The organism is Streptomyces sp. NPDC104313, assembly GCF_055583985.1.
Genome location: NZ_JBVJMW010000005.1, coordinates 66,892 through 92,023 on the forward strand (window position 1 = coordinate 66,892; position 25,132 = coordinate 92,023).

At 72.1% G+C, this 25,132-nt stretch carries 23 protein-coding genes; 9 read left to right on the forward strand and 14 right to left on the reverse strand.

From position 1 onward, the window contains the following. Positions 1-18: 18 nt before the first annotated feature. Together ACZ60Q_RS13850 and ACZ60Q_RS13855 are read right to left on the reverse strand one after the other, a co-directional pair. On the reverse strand, positions 19-681 hold the full coding sequence (locus ACZ60Q_RS13850) for a response regulator (protein WP_469632942.1): 663 nt from the start codon (positions 679-681) through the stop codon (positions 19-21). Next, positions 678-1,877 (reverse strand): sensor histidine kinase, encoded by a 1,200-nt coding sequence (locus tag ACZ60Q_RS13855; protein ID WP_469632945.1) that lies wholly within the window; start codon positions 1,875-1,877, stop codon positions 678-680. Before ACZ60Q_RS13855 ends, ACZ60Q_RS13850 begins: the two co-directional genes overlap by 4 nt. Positions 1,878-2,028: 151 nt before the next feature. Here ACZ60Q_RS13855 and ACZ60Q_RS13860 point away from each other — a divergent pair, with 151 nt between their 5' ends. Next, positions 2,029-2,598 carry a hypothetical protein gene (locus ACZ60Q_RS13860; RefSeq protein WP_469632948.1) on the forward strand — a complete coding sequence of 190 codons (570 nt, stop codon included), beginning with the start codon at positions 2,029-2,031 and terminating at the stop codon, positions 2,596-2,598. Between the two features lie 22 nt (positions 2,599-2,620). On the opposite strand, the gene ACZ60Q_RS13865 is transcribed toward ACZ60Q_RS13860, so the two are convergent. Genes ACZ60Q_RS13865 through ACZ60Q_RS13875 form a run of 3 tightly spaced genes read right to left on the reverse strand, consistent with a single transcriptional unit; the run spans position 2,621 to position 4,748 of the window. After that, positions 2,621-3,193, reverse strand: coding sequence for a cob(I)yrinic acid a,c-diamide adenosyltransferase (locus tag ACZ60Q_RS13865; protein WP_469632951.1), 573 nt, complete (start codon positions 3,191-3,193; stop codon positions 2,621-2,623). A 13-nt stretch (positions 3,194-3,206) separates the two neighbouring features. Next, the gene (locus tag ACZ60Q_RS13870) at positions 3,207-3,956 is read right to left on the reverse strand and encodes an ABC transporter permease (RefSeq protein ID WP_469632954.1); all 750 of its coding nucleotides are present in this window, start codon (positions 3,954-3,956) and stop codon (positions 3,207-3,209) included. Between the two features lie 9 nt (positions 3,957-3,965). Beyond that, complete coding sequence (locus ACZ60Q_RS13875) at positions 3,966-4,748, reverse strand: ABC transporter ATP-binding protein (RefSeq protein WP_469632957.1); 783 nt, start codon at positions 4,746-4,748, stop codon at positions 3,966-3,968. 90 nt (positions 4,749-4,838) lie between these two features. Between ACZ60Q_RS13875 and ACZ60Q_RS13880 the strand changes: the two genes are divergently transcribed. The 4 genes from ACZ60Q_RS13880 (at position 4,839) to ACZ60Q_RS13895 (ending at position 9,873) form a co-directional block, all read left to right on the forward strand. Beyond that, positions 4,839-5,480, forward strand: coding sequence for a TetR/AcrR family transcriptional regulator (locus ACZ60Q_RS13880; protein ID WP_469632960.1), 642 nt, complete (start codon positions 4,839-4,841; stop codon positions 5,478-5,480). A gap of 149 nt (positions 5,481-5,629) precedes the next feature. After that, positions 5,630-6,478 (forward strand): 3-hydroxyacyl-CoA dehydrogenase family protein, encoded by an 849-nt coding sequence (locus ACZ60Q_RS13885; protein WP_469632963.1) that lies wholly within the window; start codon positions 5,630-5,632, stop codon positions 6,476-6,478. A gap of 278 nt (positions 6,479-6,756) precedes the next feature. After that, positions 6,757-7,080, forward strand: coding sequence for an STAS domain-containing protein (locus ACZ60Q_RS13890; protein WP_003966237.1), 324 nt, complete (start codon positions 6,757-6,759; stop codon positions 7,078-7,080). 297 nt (positions 7,081-7,377) lie between these two features. Then, positions 7,378-9,873, forward strand: coding sequence for an ATP-binding protein (locus tag ACZ60Q_RS13895; RefSeq protein WP_469632967.1), 2,496 nt, complete (start codon positions 7,378-7,380; stop codon positions 9,871-9,873). A 73-nt stretch (positions 9,874-9,946) separates the two neighbouring features. On the opposite strand, the gene nucS is transcribed toward ACZ60Q_RS13895, so the two are convergent. Further along, the gene (gene nucS, locus ACZ60Q_RS13900) at positions 9,947-10,618 is read right to left on the reverse strand and encodes an endonuclease NucS (RefSeq protein WP_469632970.1); all 672 of its coding nucleotides are present in this window, start codon (positions 10,616-10,618) and stop codon (positions 9,947-9,949) included. Between the two features lie 274 nt (positions 10,619-10,892). Between nucS and ACZ60Q_RS13905 the strand changes: the two genes are divergently transcribed. After that, the gene (locus ACZ60Q_RS13905) at positions 10,893-11,285 is read left to right on the forward strand and encodes an SCO5389 family protein (RefSeq protein ID WP_469632973.1); all 393 of its coding nucleotides are present in this window, start codon (positions 10,893-10,895) and stop codon (positions 11,283-11,285) included. Positions 11,286-11,415: 130 nt separating this feature from the next. Here the strand turns inward: ACZ60Q_RS13905 and ACZ60Q_RS13910 are convergent, their stop codons facing one another. Continuing rightward, positions 11,416-12,465 carry an LLM class flavin-dependent oxidoreductase gene (locus ACZ60Q_RS13910; protein ID WP_469632976.1) on the reverse strand — a complete coding sequence of 350 codons (1,050 nt, stop codon included), beginning with the start codon at positions 12,463-12,465 and terminating at the stop codon, positions 11,416-11,418. A 211-nt stretch (positions 12,466-12,676) separates the two neighbouring features. Between ACZ60Q_RS13910 and ACZ60Q_RS13915 the strand changes: the two genes are divergently transcribed. Beyond that, positions 12,677-13,006, forward strand: coding sequence for an ATP/GTP-binding protein (locus ACZ60Q_RS13915; protein WP_469632979.1), 330 nt, complete (start codon positions 12,677-12,679; stop codon positions 13,004-13,006). A gap of 52 nt (positions 13,007-13,058) precedes the next feature. On the opposite strand, the gene ACZ60Q_RS13920 is transcribed toward ACZ60Q_RS13915, so the two are convergent. The 7 genes from ACZ60Q_RS13920 to mce form a co-directional block, all read right to left on the reverse strand. Continuing rightward, on the reverse strand, positions 13,059-13,910 hold the full coding sequence (locus tag ACZ60Q_RS13920; RefSeq protein WP_469632982.1) for an ABC transporter permease: 852 nt from the start codon (positions 13,908-13,910) through the stop codon (positions 13,059-13,061). Continuing rightward, positions 13,907-15,049 (reverse strand): ABC transporter ATP-binding protein, encoded by a 1,143-nt coding sequence (locus ACZ60Q_RS13925; RefSeq protein WP_469632984.1) that lies wholly within the window; start codon positions 15,047-15,049, stop codon positions 13,907-13,909. Before ACZ60Q_RS13925 ends, ACZ60Q_RS13920 begins: the two co-directional genes overlap by 4 nt. Positions 15,050-15,200: 151 nt before the next feature. After that, on the reverse strand, positions 15,201-15,980 hold the full coding sequence (locus tag ACZ60Q_RS13930; RefSeq protein WP_469632987.1) for an ABC transporter permease: 780 nt from the start codon (positions 15,978-15,980) through the stop codon (positions 15,201-15,203). Positions 15,981-15,985: 5 nt separating this feature from the next. Next, complete coding sequence (locus ACZ60Q_RS13935) at positions 15,986-16,978, reverse strand: ABC transporter ATP-binding protein (RefSeq protein WP_469632989.1); 993 nt, start codon at positions 16,976-16,978, stop codon at positions 15,986-15,988. A gap of 88 nt (positions 16,979-17,066) precedes the next feature. After that, positions 17,067-18,005, reverse strand: a complete 939-nt coding sequence (locus tag ACZ60Q_RS13940; protein ID WP_469632992.1) for a cellulose-binding protein — start codon at positions 18,003-18,005, stop codon at positions 17,067-17,069. A 183-nt stretch (positions 18,006-18,188) separates the two neighbouring features. After that, positions 18,189-22,082, reverse strand: coding sequence for a polarized growth protein Scy (gene scy, locus ACZ60Q_RS13945; protein ID WP_469632995.1), 3,894 nt, complete (start codon positions 22,080-22,082; stop codon positions 18,189-18,191). 241 nt (positions 22,083-22,323) lie between these two features. Beyond that, on the reverse strand, positions 22,324-22,752 hold the full coding sequence (gene mce / locus ACZ60Q_RS13950) for a methylmalonyl-CoA epimerase (protein ID WP_469632998.1): 429 nt from the start codon (positions 22,750-22,752) through the stop codon (positions 22,324-22,326). A gap of 175 nt (positions 22,753-22,927) precedes the next feature. Here mce and ACZ60Q_RS13955 point away from each other — a divergent pair, with 175 nt between their 5' ends. Further along, complete coding sequence (locus tag ACZ60Q_RS13955; RefSeq protein WP_469633816.1) at positions 22,928-24,103, forward strand: acetyl-CoA C-acetyltransferase; 1,176 nt, start codon at positions 22,928-22,930, stop codon at positions 24,101-24,103. 58 nt (positions 24,104-24,161) lie between these two features. Further along, positions 24,162-25,130, forward strand: coding sequence for a methylmalonyl Co-A mutase-associated GTPase MeaB (meaB, locus tag ACZ60Q_RS13960; RefSeq protein ID WP_469633001.1), 969 nt, complete (start codon positions 24,162-24,164; stop codon positions 25,128-25,130). The last annotated feature ends 2 nt before the right edge of the window (positions 25,131-25,132 follow it).

Below are 25,132 nucleotides of genomic sequence, written 5' to 3' on the forward strand. Positions count from 1 at the left end.
AGAGGTCTGGACCAAAGATCAGGAGGTGGCTCGAATCCCCAACTCCTGCGCCAGCACGGCCGCCTGGACCCGGCTGCGCAGCTCCAGCTTGCCCAGCAGCCTGCTGACGTGGGTCTTCACCGTGGCCTCGGCCATCGAGAGGCGCAGCGCGGTCTCCGCGTTCGACAGGCCCTCGCCCAAGCACCCCAGCACCTCGAGCTCGCGCCGCGTGAGCGCGTCCAGCACCGCCGGATCGGCCGTTCCCCGGCCGCGTACGGGGGACGCCCCGGCGAACTCCGCGATCAGCCGGCGGGTCACGGCCGGAGCGATCAGCCCCTCGCCGCGCGCCACCGTCCGCACCGCCTCCAGCAGATCGCGGGCGTCGGCGTTCTTCAGCAGGAAGCCCGACGCACCCGCGCGCAGCGCCCCGAAGACATACTCGTCCAGATCGAACGTGGTCAGCACCAGGACGTCCGCGAGCTCCTCCTCGACCACCTGCCGCGTCGCCGCCACCCCGTCGAGGCGTGGCATCTGCACATCCATCAGCACCAGGTCCGGGCGGAGTTCACGCGCCAGGCGCACCGCCGCCTCGCCGTCCCCCGCCTCTCCGACGACCTCGATGTCCGGCGCGCTGGAGAGGATCAGTACCAGCCCCGCGCGCACCGCCGACTGGTCCTCCGCGACCAGTACCCGGATCGTCATTCCCTCATCGTTCCTTCCGTCACGGGCAGTTGAGCCCGTACCCGCCAGATCTTGGTTACGTCGCCGTCCGGTTGGGCCCCCGCGGCGATCCTCCCGCCGAGCAGCGCCACCCGCTCCCGCATGCCCACCAGGCCCGCCCCCGAACCGGGCGCCGTCGGTCCCGGGCGGCTGCCGAGCACACTGGTCACCTCGATCGTCAGCACCCCGTCACCGTGGGCGAGCCGCACCACGACCGGGCCCGGCGCCGCGTGCTTGAGGGCGTTGGTCAGGGACTCCTGCACGATCCTGTACGCGGCCAGCTCGACCGGCGTCGGCAGTGCGGCGGGCGCCGCCTCCCCGGTGTCCTCCAGGGTGCAGACCAGCCCGCTGGAGGCCCCGTTGACGTTCGTCTGGTCGATGAGCACGTCCAGGGACGCGAGCGTCGGGGCCGCCGCCGGGGCGTTGTCCTCGCCGCCCTCCCGCAGCAGCCCGATCAGCCGGCGCATTTCCGCCAGTCCTTCGACGCTGTTCTCCCGGATCACCTTCAGGGCGTTCCGGGAGGTGTCCGGGTCGTCGATGGTCAGGGCCGCCGTGGAGTGGATCGCCACGGCGGAGAGGTGGTTGGCCACCATGTCGTGCAGTTCCCGTGCCATCCGGGCGCGCTCGGCGATCACCGCCTGCGTCCGGTCCATCTCGGCCAGCCGCGCGGTCTGGCGGGCGGCCAGCCGGGCGGCCTCGGCCGCGACACGGTGGTTGCGCACGACGACGCCGGTGAGCGCGGGCACGAAGGAGACCAGTCCCGTGACGACACCGATCAGCAGCGCCTCGGGCCGGCGGAACCAGGCCAGGAAGCCGATCGTGCTCGCGACGGTGATCAGGAGTGTGGTCACCGGGATGCGGCGGGCCGCGGCCGGGGTCCCGTAGAGCACGGCCGCGTACATGATGTCCGTGAACATCAGGAGGGTCGCCAGGCTGCCCCGGGTGAACTGGTCGGCGACCAGCATCACTGTGCCGACGTTCAGCGCCGTCCGCGGGGCGCTGCGGCGCAGCAGCTCCATCGCCGCCATCACGGTCATCGGCAGGAGGGAGACCCACGGGGCGGTGAGGGGGCGGCCGCCCTGGGTGTGCAGGCCGAGCAGCCACAGGAGCAGCCCGCCGAGCAGCCCGGAGGCGGCGAGGACGACGTCGTCGCGGTGGGGGCGGATCGCGGTGAGCACCCCTCCATCCAACACGCAGCGCTGCTGCCCGGCCTCCCTTCGGGGGTCGATGTACGGCTACATCGAAGGATGCAGTCCCGTTTCGTCACCGCCGACGACGCTTTCCCGCACGCCGGACGGAAGGCTGGAGGAGAACGGGAGGAGAGTGACTGTGATCGCGCTACTGGTTGTGCTCTGTGAGGTCGCGTTCTGGGTGCTGCTGGCCGCCGGACTGGCGCTGCGGTACGTCGCGAGGAGGCCGAAGCTCGGCGCGGCCGTGCTGCTGTGCGAGCCGCTGCTGGAGGTCGTGCTGCTGGTGGTGACGGTCATCGACCTGAGGAACGGCGCCGAGCCGGACTGGAAGCACGGTCTGGCCGCCGTCTACATCGGCTTCACGGTGGGCCTGGGCCACGCCACCATCAGGTGGGTGGACGCCCGCGTCTCCCACCGCTGGTTCGGCGGCCCGCCGCCGGTGAGGCCGCCGAAGTACGGCAGGGCGCGCGCCGCCCACGAGTGGCGCACCGCGGCCCGCTGGATCCTTGCCGCGGTGGTCGCGCTGGGCCTGCTCCAGGCAGCCGTCTGGTACGTCGGCTCCGGCGGGGAGATCAGCTCGCTGCGGGCCTGGCAGCAGAAGATGGGCCTGGTGATCGGCGTCAACCTGATCATCGCCGGGAGCTACACGCTGTTCCCGAAGGAGGCCCCGAAGGACACGGTCACGGAACGGGAGCCGGCCGACCGGTAGGCGGACTCCCGCCGGCGATCCGCTAGCGCTCGCCGCCCGGCACCCACAGCACGTCCCCGACCTCCTTGTTCGCGCTCCGCGCCAGGATGAACAGGAGGTCGGAGAGGCGGTTGAGGTAGGTGGCGGTCAGGGCGTTCATCGACTCCCCGTGCACCTCCAGCGCCGCCCAGGTGGACCGCTCGGCGCGCCGGACCACGGTGCACGCCTGGTGCAGCAGGGCCGCGCCGGGCGTACCGCCGGGGAGGATGAAGCTGCGCAGCTTCTCCAGCTCCTCCAGGAAGGTGTCGCAGTCCGCCTCCAGCTTGTCGACGTAGGACTGCTCGACCCGCAGCGGCGGATACTTCGGGTCCTCGACCACCGGGGTGCACAGGTCCGCGCCCACGTCGAAGAGGTCGTTCTGGACGCGTACGAGGACCTTCACCAGCTCCTCGGGCAGTTGCCCCAGCGCGATGGCCGCGCCGATCGCCGCGTTGGCCTCGTTGGCGTCCGCGTACGCCGAGATCCGCAGATCGGTCTTGGCGGTGCGGCTCATGTCGCCGAGGGCCGTGGTGCCCTGGTCGCCGGTCCGGGTGTAGATGCGCGTCAGATTGACCATGGGCCCAGCGTAGTTACGTTCCGGCCCGCCTGAAGACCCGTGTGCCCACGGTCAGGGCCGCGGCGGCGAGGCCCACGGCGACGAGGACCCCGTAGAGCATGTGAGCGGTGGCGTACGAGCCGGCGTAGGCGTCCCGTACCGCGTCCACCAGATAGCGGAACGGGGTGAGGTGCGAGACGACGTCCAGCCATCCGGGCCCCAGGGTGATGGGCAGCAGCAGACCGGAGAGCAGCATGGCCGGCATCGTCACCGCGTTGATCACCGGCCCGAACTCCTGCGGGGTGGTGACGCGCATGGCCAGGGCGTACGAGAGGGAGGCGAGCGACAGCGCCAGCACTCCGGTGAACGCGAAGCCGATGAGGATGCCCGCCAGTGGGGCCCGTAGCCCCATCAGCAGCGCGGCGAGCACCAGCAGGACGGCCTGGAAGGTGAACAGCAGGGCATCGCGCAGCACCCGCCCCAGCAGCAGGGCCAGCCGGCTGACCGGGGTCACCCGCATCCGTTCCACCACACCCGTGGACTTCTCGATGATGATCGCGAAGCCGGCGAAGGACGCGCCGAACAGGCTGAGTTGGAGGAGCAGGCCGGGCACCAGGATCTGCCAGGAGTCGGCGGGGGAGCCGAGTGGCAGGTCCTGGAGCAGTGGACCGAAGAAAAGGAGGTGGAGCAGCGGCACCAGCGTGCCGAAGAAGATCTGGAAGCGGGAGCGCAGGGTCTGCCGGGCGTACCGCCCGAAGATGATCGCGGTGTCGTGGAAGAGCATGGTCGGGTCCTATACGGCTGCGGGGGCGGAGTCGGCAGGGGTGATGGGACGGCCGGTGGCGGCCAGGAACGCGTCCTGGAGGGAGGCGTCGGGGGAGCCGGCGTACCGGGCCTTCAGCTCGGCCGGGGTCCCCTCCGCGAGGACCGTGCCGCCGTCGACGAGGATCAGCCGGTCCGCCAGCGCGTCGGCCTCGTCGAGGTAGTGCGTGGTCAGGACGACGGTGGTGCCGTGGTTGTCGCGCAGGCTCCGCACCAGATCCCACAGATCGGCCCGGCTGCCGGGGTCCAGGCCCGTGGTGGGCTCGTCCAGGAAGAGCACGGCCGGCCGGTGGGTGAGGCCCATGGCGATGTCGAGCCGCCGCCGTTGGCCCCCGGAGAGGCTCGCCGCCTTCCGGTCGAGCAGCCCGTCGAGGCCGAGGACGGCGGCCAGCTCCTCGGTGCGCGCGGCCGCCTCCGCCCGGCTCAGCCGGTACAGCCTGCCCTGGGTGACCAGCTCCTCCCGGACGGTCAGATACGGGTCGACGCCGCCGGACTGGGCGACGTACCCGCAGACCGCGCGGACGGCCGCCGGGTCGGTGAGGAGGTCGTGGCCGGCCACGGTGGCCGCGCCGCCGGTAGGGGCGAGGAGCGTGGTGAGCATGCGCAGGGTGGTCGTCTTGCCCGCGCCGTTGGGGCCGAGGAGGCCGACGATCTCCCCCGCGCGGATGGTCAGGTCGATGGAACGGACGGCCTCCACCGGGCCGCTCGGGGTCGTGAAGGTCCGGGCCAGCCCGGAGGTGCTGATGACGGTCATGGGGTCAGAAAAACAGAGTGAGCCTAAAATTGCAATGACTCCAAAAATTCATTGACACCATGATCGTCCGATGCGTCCTACGATGGAGGCATGGCTGAGGGACTCAGGGAACGCAAGAAGCGCCAGGCCAAGCAGCGCATCTCGGACATGGCGACCGGGCTGTTCCTCCAGCACGGCTTCGTCACGGTGACCGTCGCCGAGATCGCCGAGCTGGCCGACGTCTCCGTGAACACCGTCTACAACTACTTCCCGGCCAAGGAGGACCTCTTCCTCGACCGGATGACGCACGTCACCCAGCGCGTCGCCCGGTACGTCCGGGCCCGCGACCCGGGCGAGTCGGCCGCCGAGGCCGTCCTGCGCGAGGTGCGGGCCGCCGTCGTCGCGGTCTCCCCGGAGTTCGGGCTGATGGACGGCTTCGCCGACTTCATGCGCGTCATCGAGGACGCCCCCACCCTCAAGGCCCGCCTCTGGTACCTCCAGCAGGAGGTGCTCCAGTCCGTCGTCGCCACCCTGCGCGAGGACACCGGAGCGGGCGAGGACGACCCGCTGCCGCTCCTCGTCGGCGGCCAGATCGCCTGGATCGAGGGCGCCCTCGTCGGCTACGTCAGCCAGGAGATGATGAAGGGCCGCAAGGCCGTCGAGGTCTCCCACGACGCCCTCGGCGTTCTCGACGAGATCGAGGGGCTGCTGGGCGACCAGGTCCTCAACTACGCGCGGCGCGGAGCCGAATGACGTGTCCCGGTGTGATGTCCGTCATCTGAGACGTGACGCGCATCTCTTCACCGCCCCAGCGCGCCCGACGGGTACTAACCTCCGCCGGAGAGCATGTGAACCGCCGTGAACAATTGCGCACGGGCGAACAGAGACCAAGGGGTGCGAACGTGGCCAGGAAGCTCGCCGTCATCGGGGCCGGACTCATGGGATCCGGGATCGCGCAGGTCTCCGCCCAGGCGGGCTGGGACGTCGTGCTGCGGGATGTCACCGACGCCGCGCTGACCCGGGGCCGTGACGGCGTCAAGGCCTCGTACGACAGGTTCGTCTCCAAGGGCAGGCTGGACGCGGCCGACGCCGAGGCCGCGCTCGCCCGCATCACCACGACCACCGACCTCGACGCCGTCGCCGACGCGGACATCGTGGTGGAGGCCGTCTTCGAGAAGCTGGAAGTCAAGCACGAGATCTTCCGGGCCCTGGACAAGGTCGTCGGCGAGCACACCGTCCTCGCGTCCAACACCTCCGCCATCCCGATCACCAAGATCGCGGCCGTGACGGAGCGTCCGGAACGCGTCGTCGGCGTGCACTTCTTCTCGCCGGTCCCGATGATGCAGCTCTGCGAACTGGTGCGCGGCTACAAGACCAGCGACGAAACCCTCTCCACCGCGCGGGAGTTCGCCGAGTCGGTCGGCAAGACCTGCATCGTCGTCAACCGCGACGTGGCGGGCTTCGTCACCACCCGGCTGATCTCGGCGCTCGTCGTCGAGGCCGCCAAGCTGTACGAGTCGGGCGTCGCCTCGGCCGAGGACATCGACATCGCCTGCAAGCTGGGCTTCGGCCACGCCATGGGCCCGCTCGCCACCGCGGACCTGACCGGCGTCGACATCCTCCTGCACGCCACCGGCAACATCTACACCGAGTCGCAGGACGAGAAGTTCGCCGCCCCGGAGCTGATGCGCCGGATGGTCGACGCAGGTGACATCGGGCGCAAGAGCGGGCAGGGCTTCTACACGTACTGACCGGACCCGGCTCCCCGGCCCGCAGGCCCGCCGCCGTCCGGGCCGGGGAAGCCGGGGATTCTCCCCGGCAGCGACCGGTCGCAGGCGAACCGGAGTCACTCCACCGAGTGAATTCGATAGCGGTTCGCTTACAGACGGCAACTTCCCTGTCGTCGCGACAGTCAGTGGTGGCAGAGACAGGACCACGCGTGGAAGAGGCAAGGCCACGCATGGCGGAGACAGAGCCGACGGCACAACAGACAGACGGACCTTCTACGGAACATGACCGGGGAGCACATATGCACATCAGGGGCGACCACGCCGAGCTGGTCGTCGGGGGCCGCCTCGACGTCCGAAGCGCGGCGGACGCCCGTACGGTCCTGCACTCGGCCGTGGACGACGGAGTCGGCGATCTCGTGCTGGACCTGACCGAGCTGGACTCCTGGGACGCCACCGGACTCGGCGTCATCATGGGAGCCCACCGCCGGGCGGGACGGGCCGGACGCCGCCTCGTGCTGCGCGGCGTACCCCCGCAGATGCAGCGCCTCCTGGTGGCCACCCGGCTGCACCGCATCCTGGCCATCGAGGGCGGCATCGCCGCGGAGTCGCTGCCGCGCGTCTGAGGACGTGCGCGCGGCGGCTCGCCCCGCCGGTATCCGTACGGCCGCACGCCATTCGCCAGGATCCGTACGGCCGGACGGACCGCACCAGGCGGCAGAAGCCACGCAATCCTCACCGGAACGTGACGTCCTGGACGGCGTGCCACCCCGGCGGTTCAGGAATACTGTGCCAAGGTCTAGGGTTCGGCCGTCCGCCGAATGACAACGAACCCATGGGCGGACACCGGACCGGAAGCGACAGCGGGGCGCGTGTGAGGCCGGGAGGGGCAACCGCGCACGACGCGTCTGGGGGACTTTGCGATGGACCCGACACACCGGGCATCCGATGAGTACGAGCAGGGCCACGACCGCCCCGGCGGCGAGCCCGGCCACCGTCGGCCGTCCCGCGAATCCGGCGGCGCCGAATTCGGCCCGGGCACACCGCAGCAGGTCCGCGTCGTCCAACTGACCGCCGGCGACCTGCTGCTCACGGTCAACCCCGTCGACGGCAGCGAGGTCGAGTCCTGCCCGCCCGGCTCGGGCCCCGACGCCCCGGTCCGCCGCACCCCCGCCGAACGCGCCGACCACGAACGCGCCGGAGCGCCCCCGGTGCCCGCGGGCCCGCCCGCCCCGCAACTGCCTCTCCTGGAACGCCGGGAGGAGCGCGAGCGCCTGGTCCGTCTGCTGGCGCGCGGCCGCACCGTCCGCCTCACCGGCCAGGCCGGATCCGGCCGCACCGCGCTGCTGGACGCCGTCGCCGCCGACTGCGCGGACCTGGCCCCCGACGGAGTCGTCCGCCTCAACGGCCGGAGCCGCACCGGCGCCGATCTGCTGCACGCCCTCTTCGACACCGTGTACAAGGCCCCGGGCCACCGCCCCGACCGCGACGAACTGCTCGCGCTTGTCCGGTCCATCGGCGCCGTCGTCACCATCGACGACCTGGAGATCGGCGGAGCGGCCCTCGACGAACTGCTCGCCGCCACCCCCGAGTGCGCCTTCCTGCTCGCCGCGACCCCCGAGGGCACCACCCCCGGTGTCGACGCCCACCTGGAGGAGGTACTCCTCGCCGGCCTCGGCCGCGGCGCCTCGCTGGCGCTGCTGGAGAAGGTCGTCGAGCGCCCCCTCACGGAGGAGGAGCGGAACTGGGCGGGCGACCTCTGGTTCGAGTCCGAGGGACTGCCGCTCCGCTTCGTCCAGGCCGGATCCCTCCTCGTCCAGCGTGACCGGCTGCGTTCCGGCCCCGAAGCCTTCGACGAGTACGACTACTTCGAGCCACGCGCGGACGACGCGCGGCCGGCCCCCGCGGCGCCCGCCGCCGAAGCCCTCGACGTACCCCTGCCGAGCCTCGGCGAGGGTGCCGCGCCCGCCGAGCTGCTCGCCTCCCGGCTCAGCGAGGCGGCCCGCGCCACGTTGCGCTTCGCCGTCGCCCTCGGCGGCGAGGTGCCCCACCAGGCCCATCTGCCGGCCCTCGTGGGCGACACCCACGCGGACGCCGCGCTCGGCGAGCTCGCGGCCTGCGGCCTGCTCTCCCCGGCCGGCCCCCGCTACCGCCTCGCCGCCGGAGTCCTCGCCCAGCTGGCGGCGGCCGGCTACGAGGACACCGCCGCCGCCCACGCCCGTACCGCCGCCCAGCACTACGCCTGGTGGACCTCGCACCCCTCGGTCACCCCGGAACGCGCCGTCGCCGAGGCGGACGCGATCGTCGCCTCCCTGGGCCGGCTGGTCCCGGGCGACGAGGCGGGAGCGGCCAGCGCGGCCGTCCTGCTGGCCCGCAGCGCCTCCCCGGCCTTCGCGGCGGGTCTGGGCTGGGGAGCCTGGGAACGGGCCCTCAGGATCGGCCAGGAGGCCGCCAGGATCGCCGGTGAGGTCGCCGAGGAGGCCTACTTCCACCACGAGTTGGGTGTCCTCGCGCTCTGCACCGGCAATCCGGACCGGGCCAGGACCGAGCTGGAGACCTCGATCGGGATGCGCGGCGCGCTCGCCGACAAGTCCGGGGCCGTGGCCGGACGCCGCGCGCTCGCCCTGGTCGCGGACCGCTCCGGCGACTTCGCCCCCCTCGGCCGCACCGCATCGGTCGACGCGGTGCCCATGGTGCGGCTGGACGCTCCCGGCACGCCGCCCGGTGGTTTCCCCGGAGCGCCGGCGTTCCTGCGGCAGCCGGCCGAGGAGAAGCCCACGGTCATCTCCGCGCTGCCGCCCGGCCCCGCGGCGCGCAAGGGCCCCGGCCGGGCCGTCCTGGGCGGCGCCCGGCGCAACCTGGCCGCCGCGGGCGCGGGCGCGGCGCTGATCGCGGTGCTCGGCACCGTCGTCACGCTCGGCGTCACCGCGGGCGACGGTGACGAGCCGGGCAGCCGCAACGTCACCACCGAGCAGACGGCCACCGAGGACCCGGGCGACGACGGCCTGCCCGCGGACGAGCCCACGGGCGACTCCGCCCCGGCGGGGGAGACGGCCGGCGGCGAGGCGCCCGAGACCCCCGGACCCTCGGACTCGGCGAGCCCCAGCACCTCGGGTTCCCCGTCCCCGAGCGCCTCCACGTCGGGCGGTACGTCGCCGGGGACGGACGACCCGACGGACGGCGGGAGCAGCTCGCCGGGCAAGCCGACGCCGACGAAGACCTCGCCCCGGCCGACGGAGACCGACAGCGAGAGTCCGAGCCCCACACCTTCCGAGTCCCAGAGCGAGTCACCGGACCCGTCCCCGACGCCCACCGACGACACGGACCCGCCCCCGGTGGAGGGCTCCTCCTCCGCGAGCGGCCCCGCGGAGTCGGCGAGCGCCCCGGAGTCCGAAGCCGCCACCGAGCCGGCGGTCTGAGACGTCGGGACGGACGAGGGCCGGGCGCCTCACGCTTTCGCGTGAATCGCCCGGCCCTCGTTGACGCCGTTGCTCAGAACAGCCGCAGCTTGTCGTCCTCGATGCCCCGCATCGCGTCGTAGTCCAGGACCAGGCAGCCGATGCCGCGGTCCGTCGCCAGCACCCGGGCCTGCGGCTTGATCTCCTGCGCGGCGAAGACGCCGCGGACCGGCGCGAGGTGCGGATCGCGGTTCAGCAGCTCCAGATAGCGCGTCAGCTGCTCCACGCCGTCGATGTCACCGCGCCGCTTCAGCTCCACGGCCACCGTCTGTCCGTTCGCGTCCCGGCACAGGATGTCCACCGGCCCGATGGCGGTGGGGTATTCGCGGCGGATCAGGGTGTGCCCCTCGCCGAGGATCTCGATCCGGTCCGCGAGCAGCTCCTGGAGGTGCGCTTCCACGCCGTCCTTGATGAGCCCCGGGTCGACGCCCAGCTCGTACGACGAGTCGTGGAGGACTTCCTCCATCGTGATAATCAGTTTTTCGCCCGCCTTGTTCACCACCGTCCAGACGCTTTCCTCACCGTCGGCGCCCTCCTTCAGGGTGCACGGCGGGGACATCCAGTTGAGCGGTTTGTACGCCCGGTCGTCGGCGTGGATGGAGACACTTCCGTCCGCCTTCACCAGGATCAGTCGGGGGGCGGAGGGCAGGTGGGCTGTGAGCCGGCCCGCGTAGTCCACGGAGCAACGGGCGATGACGAGACGCATGGTCGGCAACGCTACTCGACGACGAGGGCCCGACGCGATTCCCCACCCGTCGCCCCCTGCCACTCGGTCCACACCGCGATGCGGCGATGCGGGCTTGCCCCTCTTTGCGCCCCTTCGTTATTGGCCGGTTGTGTTCCCAATCTCCTGGTGCGGCCCCGACCGCGCGCTTACCGTGGAAGCAGGAGGTCGCCGTCCGTGCACGCTGCGTCGTCGCCGCCCCCCTTCCCTGCCCGTAAGGCCCCGGCCATCGCCCGGGGTCGCGAGAGGAGAACCCATGTCGCTCGACGTCTCACCGGCGCTGTTGGAACAGGCCGAGCGAGGCGAGGTCGACGAAGCCGACTTCGTCGACTGCGTCCGGACCTCCCTGCCCTTCGCATGGGAGATGGTCAGCTCGTTGGTGGCTCAGCTGAAGGTCGACGGCGGACAGTTCGCCGACAACCAGACGCCGCCGCCGGACGAGCAAGCACGTGGTCAGCTGCTGCGCGCGCTCGCGAGTGATGCGATACGCGGCGCGCTCCAGCGGCACTTCGGAGTGCGTATCGCATTCCAGAACTGCCACCGCGTCGCGGTGTTCCCGCTGGACGCCTCGGTCGACGACCGACTGGCCAAGTTCACCTCGGTGAGGGGCCAGTTGCTCAACCAGTCGCCCGGACTACGGGACTGCTGAACGCTTCTGCTGCCGTCCCGGGCCGCGGGAGGTGCAACTGGCTCCGGGGCGGCAGCTCCCGTACCACCGCACCACATGTCCCACAGATGTCAGATGCCGGGCGCCTCCGGGAAACACCGGCATGCGCAGGTCAGGTGAGCAGCGGCAGCACGTCGGCGCCCAGCCGCCGGACGTTCTCCTCGGTCGCCCCGAGATCGCCCGACCCCTCCACCAGGAGGGCGAAGCGCGTGATCCCGGTGCGCTCGGCTGTGGCCGCCAGCCGGTCGGCCGCCAGCCGCGGCGGGCCCACCGGGTGCAGCCCGCACAGCAGTTCCGTGTACGCGACCGGGTCCCGCATCACGCGGTGCCTGTCGTCGACCGTGACATGGGCGTCGAGCCCCTGGCGCAGCCAGCCGGGCATCGACTTCACCAGCATCTCCGTGGCCTCCCCGGCGCTGTCCTCGATCTGGGCCACCCCGGCGGACACATGTGCGGCCCCCTCCACCACCTCGGGCGGATGGCCGGCCTCCCGGGCGGCCGTACGCCACAGGGTGACCATCTCCGTCTTCTCCTCGTCCCCGCAGTGCATGCCCAGCAGCATCGGAAGCGCCTGCCCGGCCGCGAGCCGCACGCTCTTCGGCGAGGTGCACGCGACGACCACCTCGGGTCCCGCCCCACCCGGCCCCGCGTCCGCCGGGCCCTCCAGCAGCTCGTCCGCGCGCGGCACCACCGCCACCTCGCGGAAGCCGAAGCGCTCGCCGCGCCCTGTGACGCGCGGCTCCCGTAACCAGTCGAGCACCAGGCCGAGTGCCTCGGGGAAGCCGTTCTCGTACGCGTCGAGACCGCCGCCGAACACTTCCAGGTCCACCCACGGACCGCCCCGGCCCACCCCGAGTGAGAAGCGTCCGCCGCTGGTCAGATGCAGCAGCGCGGCCTGCTCGGCGAGGGCGACCGGGTGGTGGTTGGGCAGCACGCTGACCGCCGTGCCGACCCGGATTCTGCGGGTGCGGCCCAGCAGCAGCGCCGCCAGCGTGGTCGCGGACGGGCAGACCCCGTACGGCACGAAGTGGTGCTCGGCCAGCCAGACCGAGTCGAGACCGCTCTCCTCCGCCGCCTCGGTGGACCGGACGGCCCGGTGCAGGACCTCAACCGGTCCCTGGCCCGGGAACTGGGCTGCCAGAACGAACGTTCCGATGCGCATCGCCTATTGCCTCCTTGCGGCCGACGCGGTTCTCCCTCACCGGCAACAACGTCTGACACGTGCCAAAGGCACGGTCCCGGAGGAAGTTGTTGCGATTTTCCGCTAACTCACCCCACTGCCGGACAGGGCCGCCGGACTGCCCGACCGGTGCCCCGACGCCAGGCTCTAGGCTTGGACGAAACCGTGTCCGACCCGCCCCGTGAGGTGTCCTGTGTCCCCGCGCCGTAACCGCCCCCGTGGCGGCGAGAGTCCCGACGAACGCCCCGGCTCGGCGCCCGGCAGGTACGGCGGGGGAGGGGACACCGAGAGCTGGCAGGGCGAGGAGTGGTCGGTGCGCCCGGTCAGCGGCGCGAGCGCCCAGGGCAAGCGGTACCGCTGCCCCGGCTGCGACCAGGAGATCCCCTCCGGGGTCCCGCACCTCGTGACCTGGCCCGAGTTCGGCGGCATCGACGACCGCAGGCACTGGCACAAGGCGTGCTGGAACGCGAAGGACCGCCGCACCACCAGGGTGCAGCGGTCCCGGAACGCTCCGCGCCACTGAGGGCCGGTCGGCCCTTCGACGTCGCGCGGGTCCTTCGACGTCGCGCCGACCGTCAGACGTCGCGCCGGTTCAGTATCGCGACCGCCCCGCCCAGAGCCGCGGCGGCCAGGCCCAGCATCAGCAGCAGCGGCTCCCAGCCGGTCGGACCGGTCGTGCTCATCGTCGTGCCGTAGAGCCCGCCGATCTGGTTGGGGATCGAGTAGTCGATCAGGAAGCGCTGAACGCCCCGCAGACTTTCGGCGAACATGAACAGCGCGAGGACCAGGGGCGCCAGCACCACGCCGATCATGATGGTGATCGCGCCCGCCGAGTGCCGCACGATCGCGCCGACCCCGAGCGACAGCAGGCCGAGGGCCGCGAGGTAGAGCCCGACGCCGACCGTGGCGAGCGCCCAGTCGCCGCCCGACGCGGCGGGGCCGTCCAGGATCTGGGTCTGGAGCCCCGCCACGACCGTGGTGGTCACCGTCGTGACGGCGAAGGCCAGCGAGGAGAAGACGATCGCCTTCGCCGCGAGCACCCGGCCCCGGCTCGGGCAGGCCGTCAGCGTCGTACGGATCATGCCGGTGCTGTACTCGGATCCGATGGTCAGCACGCCGAGCGTGATCACACAGATCGAGCCCAGCAGCACCCCGAAGAAGCCGAGGGCCAGGACCGGCTCGTCCGGCATGCCGCCGCTGCCGTCCACCGCGAGCAGCAGCGCGGTGCCGGGCCCGACCGTCAGCATCAGCGCGATCATCACGCCGAGCGTCCAGACCGTGGCGCGCACGGAACGGATCTTGGTCCACTCCGAGGCGATCGCGTCGCCGAGGGTGGCGGGCCGGATCGGGATCGGCGATTCGTAGGAGCCCAGCAGGCCGACGTCCGGCGCCTGCTGGTGGGCCCGCGGGGTGGCCGGCGTCGTCATCGGAGGTCCTTGCTCGTCTGCTCTCCGGCCGGAGCGGCGGAAGAGGGCTCGGCTGCGGGGGCGGGGGAAGGCGCGGTGGGCGCGGGGCTCTGGCCCGGAACGGGCGGCGGCGGGGCGTACCAGCCCTCCTGCGGCACCTCCACCGGCTCGGGGTACGCGTAGCCCTCGGCGCTCCCGTACGCGTCCTGGGGCGGCGGCTCCACGAGGCCCGCCTTGGCGTCGTCCGTCGAGCGGTAGTCCACCAGGCCCTGCGTGAGGCGCATGTACGCCTCCTCCAGGGAGGCCTGCTGCGGCGACAGCTCCCAGAGCCGTACGTCGCACCCGTGGGCCAGGTCGCTGATCCGCGGCAGCGGCAGCCCGGTGACCCGCAGGGCCCCGCCCGGCTCCGTCATGACCCGGCCGCCCGCCTCGACGAGTGAGGCCGTCAGCTTCTGGCGCTCCTCGGGGCCGTCGTCCGGCACCCGGACCCGGGCGAAGTCGGCGGAGTTGGCGGAGATGAAGTCCGTGACGCTCATGTCGGAGAGCAGCCGGCCGCGCCCGATCACGATCAGATGGTCGGCGGTGAGGGCCATCTCGCTCATCAGGTGGGACGAGACGAAGACGGTGCGTCCTTCGGCGGCGAGCGCCTTCATCAGGTTGCGGGCCCAGTGGATGCCCTCCGGATCGAGACCGTTGACCGGCTCGTCGAACAGCAGCACCTGCGGATCGCCGAGCAGCGCCGCCGCGATCCCGAGCCGCTGCCCCATCCCGAGCGAGAAGCCCCTGGAGCGCTGCCTGGCGACGTCCTGGAGGCCGACGACGCCCAGTACCTCATCGACCCGGGCCGCCGGGATGCCGGCCAGCTGGGCCAGGGACAGCAGGTGGTTGCGGGCGGTGCGCCCGCCGTGCACGCCTTTGGCGTCCAGCAGCGCGCCCACCTGGCGCGGTGCGTTCGGCAGGTCGCGGTAGGGGTGGCCGCCGATCGTGACGTGACCTGCGGTGGGGCGGTCCAGGCCGAGGATCATGCGCATGGTCGTGGACTTGCCCGACCCGTTGGGACCGAGGAACCCGGTGACGGCCCCCGGCCGTACCTGGAAGGAAAGGTCGTCCACGGCCGTCTTCGCGCCGTAGCGCTTGGTCAGGCCGACTGCCTCGATCATTCTCCAGCCCCATCGACTCACTCTGTCGTTCGGGGCTCGGGCCACCCGGCCGCGCACCCCCGTAAGAGTTAGGAGGATAACCAGGCGCCGACGGTTCCGGCCAAGTTGTGCACAGCCCGCTACCGAGCGGTCACCCGCGTCCCGGCGCCCCTCACGCGTCCCGGCTCCTCAGGACCAGGAAGCCGCCGAGCACCGCCGCCAGCACCCAGAGCACCATGATCCCGAGCCCCGCCCAGGGGCCGTACGGGGTCGGATCGCTGTTCAGCGCGTCCGGGACGACCTGCATGATCCGCATCCCCGCCTTGTCGGGGAAGTACCGGATGACGTCCTTGGCGTACGGCACCACGCTCAGGATGTTCGAGATCAGGAGGAAGAGGGTCACCAGGATGCAGATCGCCAGCACAGAACTCCGCAGCATCGCCGCTACGCCCATGGAGAAGATCGCGATCAGCCCCATGTAGAGGCCCGCGCCGACCACCGCGCGCAGGACGTTCTCCTGGCCGAGATCGGTGCCGTGATCGCCCAGCAGGGCCTGGGCGAGGAAGAACGAGACGAAGCTGGTGAGCAGGCCGACCAGGAGCGCCACCGCCCCGGCCACGGTGATCTTGCTGAGGAAGAACGTCCCGCGCTGCGGAACGGCCGCCAGCGAGGTGCGGATCATGCCGGAGCTGTACTCCGTACTGACGACGAGCACCCCGAACACGATCATGGCGAGCTGGCCGAAGGTCGTTCCGGTGAAGCTGATGAGGGTCGGGTCGAAGGTGCGGCGTTCGGCCTCGGAGAGGTCGCCGAACGTGGCGTTCACCAGGGCGCTGGAGCCCGCGGCCAGGCCGACCGTGACGGCGAACGCGGAGATGAGGGTCCAGGTGGTCGAGGAGACCGACCGGATCTTGGTCCATTCCGAGGTGAGAACCGCGGGTACCGATGCCATGGCCGTCACGCCCCCTTGCTGTCGGCGCCGTCGGGCTTGTTCCAGTTCTCGCCCCAGCCCGCTCGCGCCGCGGGTGGTTCGGCCGGGTCCCGTTCCGTATGGGCGTGGTATTCCACCGAACCGGCGGTCATCTGCATGAACGCCTCCTCCAGGGAGGCCCGCTGGGGGCTCAGCTCGTGCAGCACCAGCTGGTGCCGGGCCGCCAGCTCGCCCAACTCCTCGGTGGTGGCCCCGTCGACCTCCAGGACGCCGCCCGCCGTCTCGACGACGCCGAGGCCCTCCTGGTGCAGCACGTCGCGCAGCCGCTCCTGCTGCGGGGAGCGAAGCCGCGCGTAGCTGCGGGAGTTCTCGTGGATGAAGTCGGCCATCGAGGTGTCGGCGAGCAGCTTGCCCTGGCCGATCACGATCAAATGGTCGGCGGTCAGCGCCATCTCGCTCATCAGGTGGGACGAGACGAAGATCGTCCGGCCCTCCGAGGCGAGCGCCTTCATCAGATTGCGGATCCAGTGGATGCCCTCGGGGTCCAGTCCGTTGACCGGCTCGTCGAACATCAGGATCTCGGGATCGCCGAGCAGCGCGGACGCGATGCCGAGCCGCTGGCCCATGCCGAGGGAGAACCCCTTGGGCTTCTTCTTCGCCACCGCGCTCAGGCCGACCATGTCGAGCACCTCGTCGACCCGGCTGCTCGGGATGCGGTTGCTCTGCGCCAGGCACAGCAGGTTGTTGTACGCGCTGCGGCCGCCGTGCATCGCCTTGGCGTCGAGGAGCGCCCCGATGTACTTGAGCGGTTCCTGGAGTTCGCGGTAGTGCTTGCCATCGATGCGCACCGTGCCGCTGGTCGCGTGGTCGAGATCGAGCATCATCCGCATCGTGGTGGACTTGCCCGCCCCGTTCGGGCCGAGGAAGCCGGTCACGATGCCCGGCCGGACCTGAAACGACAGGTGATCGACGGCGATCTTGCCGCCGAACCGTTTGGTGAGTCCCTCGAGCTCGATCATGCGTTCACGCTAGAGCGCCCGGGCGCCCGGCGCCACCACAAGGGCGGAACCGGGCGCACACGGGGATGCGAACTACCCGCGCCGGGGGTCAGCGGGTCTGCTGGGCCGGGACACCGCGGTTGGCGGGCTCGTCCTCCACCGGGGAGCCGGCGGCGGCCACGGCGGCGCCGGTCAGCGTCGCCAGCATCTCGCGGACGTTGGTCAGCTGCGCGTTGATCGAGTCGCGGCGGTTGGTGAGCGCCGCCAGCTCGCGCTCCGATTCGCTGCGGATCCGGTCGGCCTTCGCGTTGGCGTCGGCGACGATGTCCTCGGCCTGGCGCTGGGCGGTCTCCACCGTCTGGCGAGCCCGGCGCTCGGCGTCCGTGCGGAGCTTCTCGGCCTCCAGGCGGAGCTGCTCGGCGCGGTGCTCGATCTCGGCGAGACGCTTCTCGGCCTTGGCCTGGCGGGACGCGAGGTCGCGCTCCGACTGCTCGCGGCGCTTGGCGAGGTTGGTCTCGAAGTCGGCCGCGGCCTGGGCGGCCTTGGCGCGGGTCTCCTCGAAGAGGGCGTCGGCCTCCTCGCGCTTCTGCTGGGCGTCCTTCTGGGCGTCGGTGCGGAGCGTGTTCGCCTCGCCCTGGGCCTTCTCGACGATGCGGACGCCCTCGTCCTCGGCCTTCGCCTTGCGGTCGGCGGCGAACGACTCGGCGTCGTTGCGCACCTGCTGGGCCGCCGAGTCGGCGAGCTCCCGGTGCTGCTCGGCCGCGCGACGGGCCTCCTCGCGCAGGTCCTTGGCCTCCTCCTCGGCGAGGCGGAGAATCTTCTCGACACGGGCGCCGAGACCGGCGTACGACGGCTCGGCGTCGCTTACCTGGGCCTGGGCGTTCTGCGTCTCGAGGTGCAGCTCCTCGATGCGCTTTTCCAGAGAGGTGATTCGGGCCAGGGCACTGTCACGGTCGGCGGTGAGCTTGGTGAAGCGGTCGTCCACCTGACCGCGGTCGTAACCTCGTCGCACGAGCTCGAAGCCGAAGGGGGAGGAAGGGTCACTCATGGGGTTCCTGTCGAATGAGACCGGTGAGGTGATAGGGGGAATCCTAGGGGCCATTGCGGCGCGTCAGCGTGAAGATGCCGGTTTGATCTGGAGAATGACACCCCTTTTGAGTGGCTGACCCCCGGAGTGCTTGCCACTGAGAGGGTGAATGTCCATGACGAAGCACGGTGCATCGCGGTTCGGCTACCGCTCGGACGACTTGCCCCCCGATCGAGTGCCCGCCGCGGCCGGGGCCTTGGCGGCTCCCGCGGAACCGCCGGCCGGCTTCCCGCCCCCGGTCGGAGCCTCGAAAGACTCCAACGCCTCCAGCACGTCCTGGACACGGGAGATCTCCACGTTGATGTCCTCGCGTCTGCGCACCAGGACGTCCAGCTCGCGCTTGCCCTCGTCGACCGTCTGCTTCGCCTCGGCCTCGGCGTCGGCGCGCAGCTTCTCCGCCTCGCGGACCAGCCCGGCCTTCTTGGCCTCGGCCTCCTTCAGCAGTGACTCGGCCCGTTTCACCGCGGCGATACGGACCTTGCTCGCCTCCGAATTGGCCTCGGCCATCAGTTCCTTGGCCTTCGCCTCGGCCTCGTCGCGCTGCTCGGTCGCCGCCTTCATCAGGTTGTCGACACGCTCGCCGGCGGTCTTCATCTGCTCGGACGTCTCCCGGCGGGCCCGCTCGTGCAGCTCCTCGATCTCGCTCTCCAGCCGGGCCCGCAGCTCCTCGGCCCGCTCCCGGATCGCCGTCGCGTCGCGCCTCGCGCCGACCAGCAGTTCATCGGCGTCGGTACGGGCGCGCTCGACCAGGGTGTTGCCCTCGACGGTCGCCTCCGAGGTGATGCGCACGGCCTCCTTGCGGGCCGCGCCGACCATCGTGTCGGACTGCCCCTCGGCCTCGGTGGCCGTACGAAGCGCTTCTTCCCGTGCCTTGTTGATGAGCTGGTCGGCCTGCTCGGCCGCGTCCGCCCGGCGCTTGGCCGCCGCCTCGCGGGCCTCGTCCAGCATCCGGTCCGCCTCCTGGCGGGCGTCCGAACGCAGCTCCTCGGACGCCGACTCCGCCTCCGCGCGCAGCCGTGTCGCCTCCTCGCGGGTGTGGGCCGCGTGCTCCTGCGCGGAGCCGAGCCGCTCCGCCGCCTCCGCGCGCAGCCGCTCGGCCTCGTCGGTCGCCTCGGCCAGCATCCGGTCCGCCCGCTCGGTGGACTCGGCCCGGCGGCGGTTGGCCTCCGTGGTGGCCTCGACGACGAGCTGCTCGGAAGCCTGGGCCGCCTCGTTACGGATGCGGTCGCTCTCGTTGGCCGACTCGGCCATCAGCCGGTCCGACTGGGCCGCCGCCTCCGAACGGATCCGGTTGGCGTCCTGCCGGGCCTCGGCACGGGCCTTCGACGCGTCCTGCTCCGCCGACGTCAGAGCGTCGGACGCCTCCGTGCGCATCCGTTGGCTGTACTCGGAGGTGTCCGCGCGCAGCCGCTCCGACTCGCCGATCGCGTCGGAGACCGTCCGCTCGGCCAGCCCCTTCGCGGCGGCGGTCTCCTCCTCGGCCTCGCGCCGGAGCCGGGCCGCCTCCTCGTTCGCCTCGCGGCGCAGCCGGATCGCGTCCTCCGAGGCCCGGTCCCGCTCCGCGTGCGCGTCGGCGCGGACCCGGTCCGCCTCCTCCTGCGCCTCGCCCCGAGTGCGCTCCGCGACATGCTCCGCCGTCGAACGCAGCCCGGCGATCTCCTCCTCGGCCTGCTCCTGCAGACCCGCGACGGATTCCCGTACCTGCTGGGCCGTCTGCTCGGCCGCCGAGACCAGCTCGGCCGCCCGGGCGTCCGCCTCCTCGACGAGCCGGTGCGCCTCGGCCTGGGCCTCCTCGACCCGCTTGCGGGCGGAGGCGAGCAGCTCCTCGCTCTGCTCGCGGGCCCGCTCGCGCTCCTGATCCGCCTCGGTCCGGGCCGCGCCGAGAGTCTCCTCGGCCTCCCGGCGGCGGCGCGTGGCCTCCTCCTGGGCGGCGTTCAGCGCCTCGGCGGCCTCGGCGGCGACCCGCTCGGCGGCGGCCGCCGCCTCCGCTCGGACCCGGTCGGCGCTCTCCTGTGCCTCGGACTTGAGCCGCTCCGCCTCGGCGGCGGCCTCGCCGCGCAGCCGTACGGCCACGCTCTCACCCTCGGCCCGCGACCGGGCGGCGTCGGCGGCGGCCTCGTCGCGCAGCCGCTCGGCCTCCGCGGTGGCCTGCTCGGCCAGCGTCCGCAGCCGCTCGGCGGCCTCGTCGCGCAGCCGCTTTGACTCCTCGCTCGTCTCGCGGCGGATCCGCTCGGCCTCGGTCCGGGCCCCGGTCAGCGCCTCCTCGGCGGCGGCGAGCCGGGACTCGGCCTCGGTGTGCAGCCGGGTCAGCTCGTCGGCGGCCTCGGCCTGCCGGGCGGCGACGCCGCGTTCGGTCTCCTCACGCAGCTCCGTCGCCGCCTGCTCGGCCGCCTCCGTCAGGGCCGCCGCCTGCTCCTCGGCCTCGGCCCGCAGCGTGTCGGCCTCGGTCCGGGTGCGCTCCAGCGTCTCCTCGGCCTGCTTGCGCAGGGTCGCGGCCCGCTCGGCGGCCTCGGTGCGGATGCGCTCGCTCTCGCCGTTCGCCTTGGTGCGCAACTCGTCCGCGTCGGAGCGGGCCTCGGTCAGCAGCTCCTCGGCGGTGCGGGCGCCCTCCTCCAGCTGCTGGACCGCCTCGCGGCGGGCCTCGCCCCGGATGCGCTCGCCCTCGGCGACCGCCTCGGAGCGCAGCGTCTCGGCCTCACCGCGCAGCCGACGGGCCTCCTCCTGGAGCTCGACCGTCTTGGCCCGGTACTCCTTGGTGTCGTCCTTGGCCGCACCCTTGAGCTCGTCGGCCTGCTCGGCGGCCTCGCCGCGCAGTCGGTCGGCCTCGGCCTCCGCCTCGCGGCGGATCCGCTCGGCCTCCTCGCTCGCCGCCCCCGTCGTCGACTTCGCGTCCTCGGAGGCCTTGGTGAGCACCTCCTCGGCGCTGCGGGCCGCCTTCGCCAGCTGGGCGGCGGCTTCCTCGGCGGCGACCGTACGGGCCTTCTCGTCCGCCTCGGCGACCAGCCGCTCCGCCTCGGCGCGGGCGTCGAGGAGGGCCTGCTCGGCCTCCTCCTTCAGCGCCTCGGTGCTCTTGGTGGCCTCGCCGACCAGCCGGGCGATCTCCGACTTGGCCGTACGAGTGCGCTGTTCGTTCTGCGATTCGGCGGCGGCCAGCTGCTTGGCGGCGGCGTCCTTCGCCTCGGAGAGGAGCTTCTCGGCCTCCAGGCGGGACTCGCGCAGCCGGGTCTCGGCCTCCGAGAGGCGCTGCTCGGCCGACCGGTTCAGCTCGGCGGTCTGCCGGCGGGTCCGGTCGGTCTCCGCGCTCGTGCTGGAGCGCAGCTGCTCCGCGTGGCTGGTGGCCTCCTGCGCCTGGGCGGAGGCGGCCCCGAGGAGACGCTCGGCGTCCTTGCGGGCGCGCAGCAGGATCGCTTCGGCTTCGGACCTGGCGGTCTCGGTCTCCGAGCCGGTGCGCCGGCGCGTCTCCTCGGCCAGCCGGGCGGACTCGTCGCGGGCGGCGGCCAGCGCCTGCTCCGACTCGGCGCGGGACTCCTCCAGCAGCCGGCGGGCCTGCGACTCGGTGCGGGCGCGCAGCTGTTCGGCCCAGGCGACGTTCTCGTTGACGTGCGACTCGACGGTCTGGCGGCGTTCCGCCAGCTCCTGGTCGAGCCGTTGTCTGCGCTGGACGGCCTCGGTGTGCAACTCGGCCTGCAGGCGCGCCTGGTGCTCGGCGTGCTCCTGCAGGATCCGCTGTGTCTGGGCACGTGCCTCGCGCAGCTCGCGCTCGGCGTCGCCGCGCATCTGCTCGGCCTGGACCTGCGCGTTCCGCAGCATCTGCTCGGCCTGGTAGCCGAGATCCGCGCTGTCGTAGGCGGGACGGGTCGCGAGATTGCGCCGGGCCTCGTGCAGCTTGGCACGCAAGACCTCGACCTGGTAACCGAGGTCCTCGGCGTGCTGGACGGCCTTCTCCCGGTCGGTCTTCAGCCGGTCCATCTCGGCTTCGAACCGCGAGAGATGGTCGTCTTCAGCCCGGTGGCTCTCCTGGCGTTCGTAGCCCCGCACTGCGCGGTCCCATCCTTCCCCGAGCTCTCAACTTCTTCCCCCGAGCTCTCAACTTCGTTCGAGCAGGGATGCCCCACTGAGCAGGGCAGACCCCGACGCCGGTCGAAACACACCGCGCGAGCACGGCTCGCCGGCGAGTTGTCCCCCGGGGAATGGTGACAGACAAACGACGAGGACGCGGTACGGCCCCGACCCGGCCCGGACCGGAACCGCCCACTCTACCGGGCCGGGTATGCGGTGGTCAGTGCTCCGGCTTGCTGGTGACCAGTTCGGTGAGGACCCCGTGGCAGTCCTTGGGGTGCAGGAACGTGATCCTGGACCCCATCGACCCCGTCCTGGGCTCGTCGTACAGCACCCGGACGCCCTTCTCACGGATGTCCGCGGCGTCCCCGTCCACATCTTCCGTACCGAAGGCGATGTGGTGCACGCCTTCCCCGTTCTTCGCCAGCCACTTCCCGACGGCCGAGTCCTCCCGGGTGGGTTCCAGCAGCTGGAGGTAGGAGGCCCCGCCGTCCGAGGTCCCGCTGATCCTGAGCATCGCCTCCCGGACGCCCTGCTCCTCGTTGATCTCGGAGTGATACACCTCGAAGCCGTACGTGGCACGGTAGAACTCGACGGTCCTGTCCAGGTCGAAACAGGCGATCCCGATGTGGTCGATTCGCGTCAGCATGGATTCAGCATGATTCCCGTACGGCGCTCCCGCCATGGTTACGCAACGTGCGCGCCGTCACACCGGTAGCCGGATGACGGGCGCGGGAGCGCTCAGTACATTCAGGTAAACCCTCGTTCACATCCGATCCCAAGGGGCCGTGCCCATGCCAGCAACGACCGGTACCACCACCTCAGTGATCGTCGCGGGCGCCCGGACGCCCATGGGCCGCCTCCTCGGCTCCCTCAAGAGCTTCTCCGGCGCCGACCTCGGCGGCTTCGCCATCAGGGCCGCCCTGGACCGGGCCGGTATCGGCGGTGACCAGGTCCAGTACGTGATCATGGGGCAGGTGCTCACGGCCGGCGCGGGCCAGATGCCCGCCCGGCAGGCCGCGGTCAAGGCCGGCATCCCGATGAACGTCCCCGCGCTCACCGTGAACAAGGTCTGCCTGTCCGGGCTCGACGCCATCGCGCTGGCCGACCAGCTCATCCGGGCCGGGGAGTTCGACGTGGTGGTCGCGGGCGGTCAGGAGTCCATGACCAACGCCCCGCACCTGCTCCCCAGGTCCCGTGAGGGCCACAAGTACGGCGCGATCGAGATGCTGGACTCGATGGCGCACGACGGTCTCACCGACGCGTACGAGAACATCCCCATGGGAGAGTCCACCGAGAAGCACAACGGCCGCCTCGGTCTCGACCGCGCCGCCCAGGACGTGATCGGCGCGCAGTCCCACCAGCGGGCCGCCGCCGCCCAGAAGAACGGTCTCTTCGAGGCCGAGATCACCCCGGTCGAGATCCCGCAGCGCAAGGGCGACCCGGTCCTCTTCGCCAAGGACGAGGGCATCCGCGCCGAGACGACCGCGGAGACCCTCGGCAAGCTGCGCCCGGCCTTCGCCAAGGACGGCACGATCACCGCCGGCACCTCCTCGCAGATCTCCGACGGCGCCGCCGCGGTCGTCGTGATGAGCAAGGCGAAGGCCGAGGAGCTGGGGATCGACTGGATCGCCGAGATCGGCGCCCACGGAAACGTCGCGGGCCCCGACAACTCCCTCCAGTCGCAGCCCTCGAACGCTATCCGGCACGCCCTGAAGAAGGACGGCCTCGGCGTCGAGGACCTCGACCTGATCGAGATCAACGAGGCGTTCGCGGCCGTCGCCGTCCAGTCCATGAAGGACCTGGGCGTCACCTCGGACAAGGTCAACGTCAACGGTGGCGCCATCGCGCTCGGCCACCCCATCGGGATGTCCGGCGCCCGGATCGTCCTGCACCTGGCCCTGGAGCTGAAGCGGCGCGGCGGCGGCACCGGAGCCGCGGCGCTGTGCGGCGGCGGCGGTCAGGGCGACGCGCTGATCATCCGCGTCCCGGGCAAGTAGGACCCGTACGGATTCCGGACCCGTACGGGTCCCGGGGCAGATCGATGCGAACGGAGCGGTGAACGTGGACGTGGATGTCCCCACGCTGGTCGAGCAGGCGCGAGCAGGCAGGCCGCGTGCGGTGGCCCGGCTGATCTCGCTGGTGGAGGGGGCGTCCCCGCGGTTGCGGGAGGTGATGGCCGCGCTGGCGCCGCTGGCGGGCCACGCCTATGTCGTCGGGCTCACGGGCTCGCCGGGCGTCGGCAAGTCCACCTCCACCTCGGCCTTGGTCTCCGCCTACCGCCGGGCGGGCAAGCGGGTCGGTGTCCTCGCCGTCGACCCGTCCTCGCCGTTCTCCGGCGGGGCGCTGCTGGGCGACCGGATCCGGATGGCGGACCACGTCTGCGACCCGGGCGTCTACATCCGCTCTATGGCGACCCGGGGCCACCTGGGCGGTCTCGCCTGGTCCGCGCCGCAGGCCATCCGGGTGCTGGACGCGGCGGGCTGCGACGTGGTCCTCGTCGAGACGGTCGGCGTCGGCCAGTCCGAGGTGGAGATCGCCTCCCAGGCCGACACCTCCGTCGTGCTCCTCGCTCCGGGCATGGGCGACGGCATCCAGGCGGCCAAGGCCGGGATCCTGGAGATCGGCGATGTGTACGTGGTCAACAAGGCGGACCGGGACGGCGCGGACGCCACCGCCCGCGAGCTGAACCACATGCTGGGCCTGGGGGAGTCCCGGGGCCCCGGCGACTGGCGCCCCCCGATCGTGAAGACGGTCGCCGCCCGGGGCCAGGGCACGGACGAGGTCGTCGAGGCCCTGGAGAAGCACCGGGCCTGGATGGAGGAGCACGGTGTCCTGGCCGTGCGCCGCACCGCCCGGGCCGCGCACGAGGTCGAGACGATCGCCGTCACCGCGCTCCGCGAGAAGATCGCCGACCTGCGCGGCGACCGCCGCCTGCACGCTCTGGCCGAGCGCATCGTGGCGGGGAGCCTGGACCCGTACGCGGCGGCGGACGAGCTGGTGGCGGGGCTGACGGGAGGCTCCTGAGC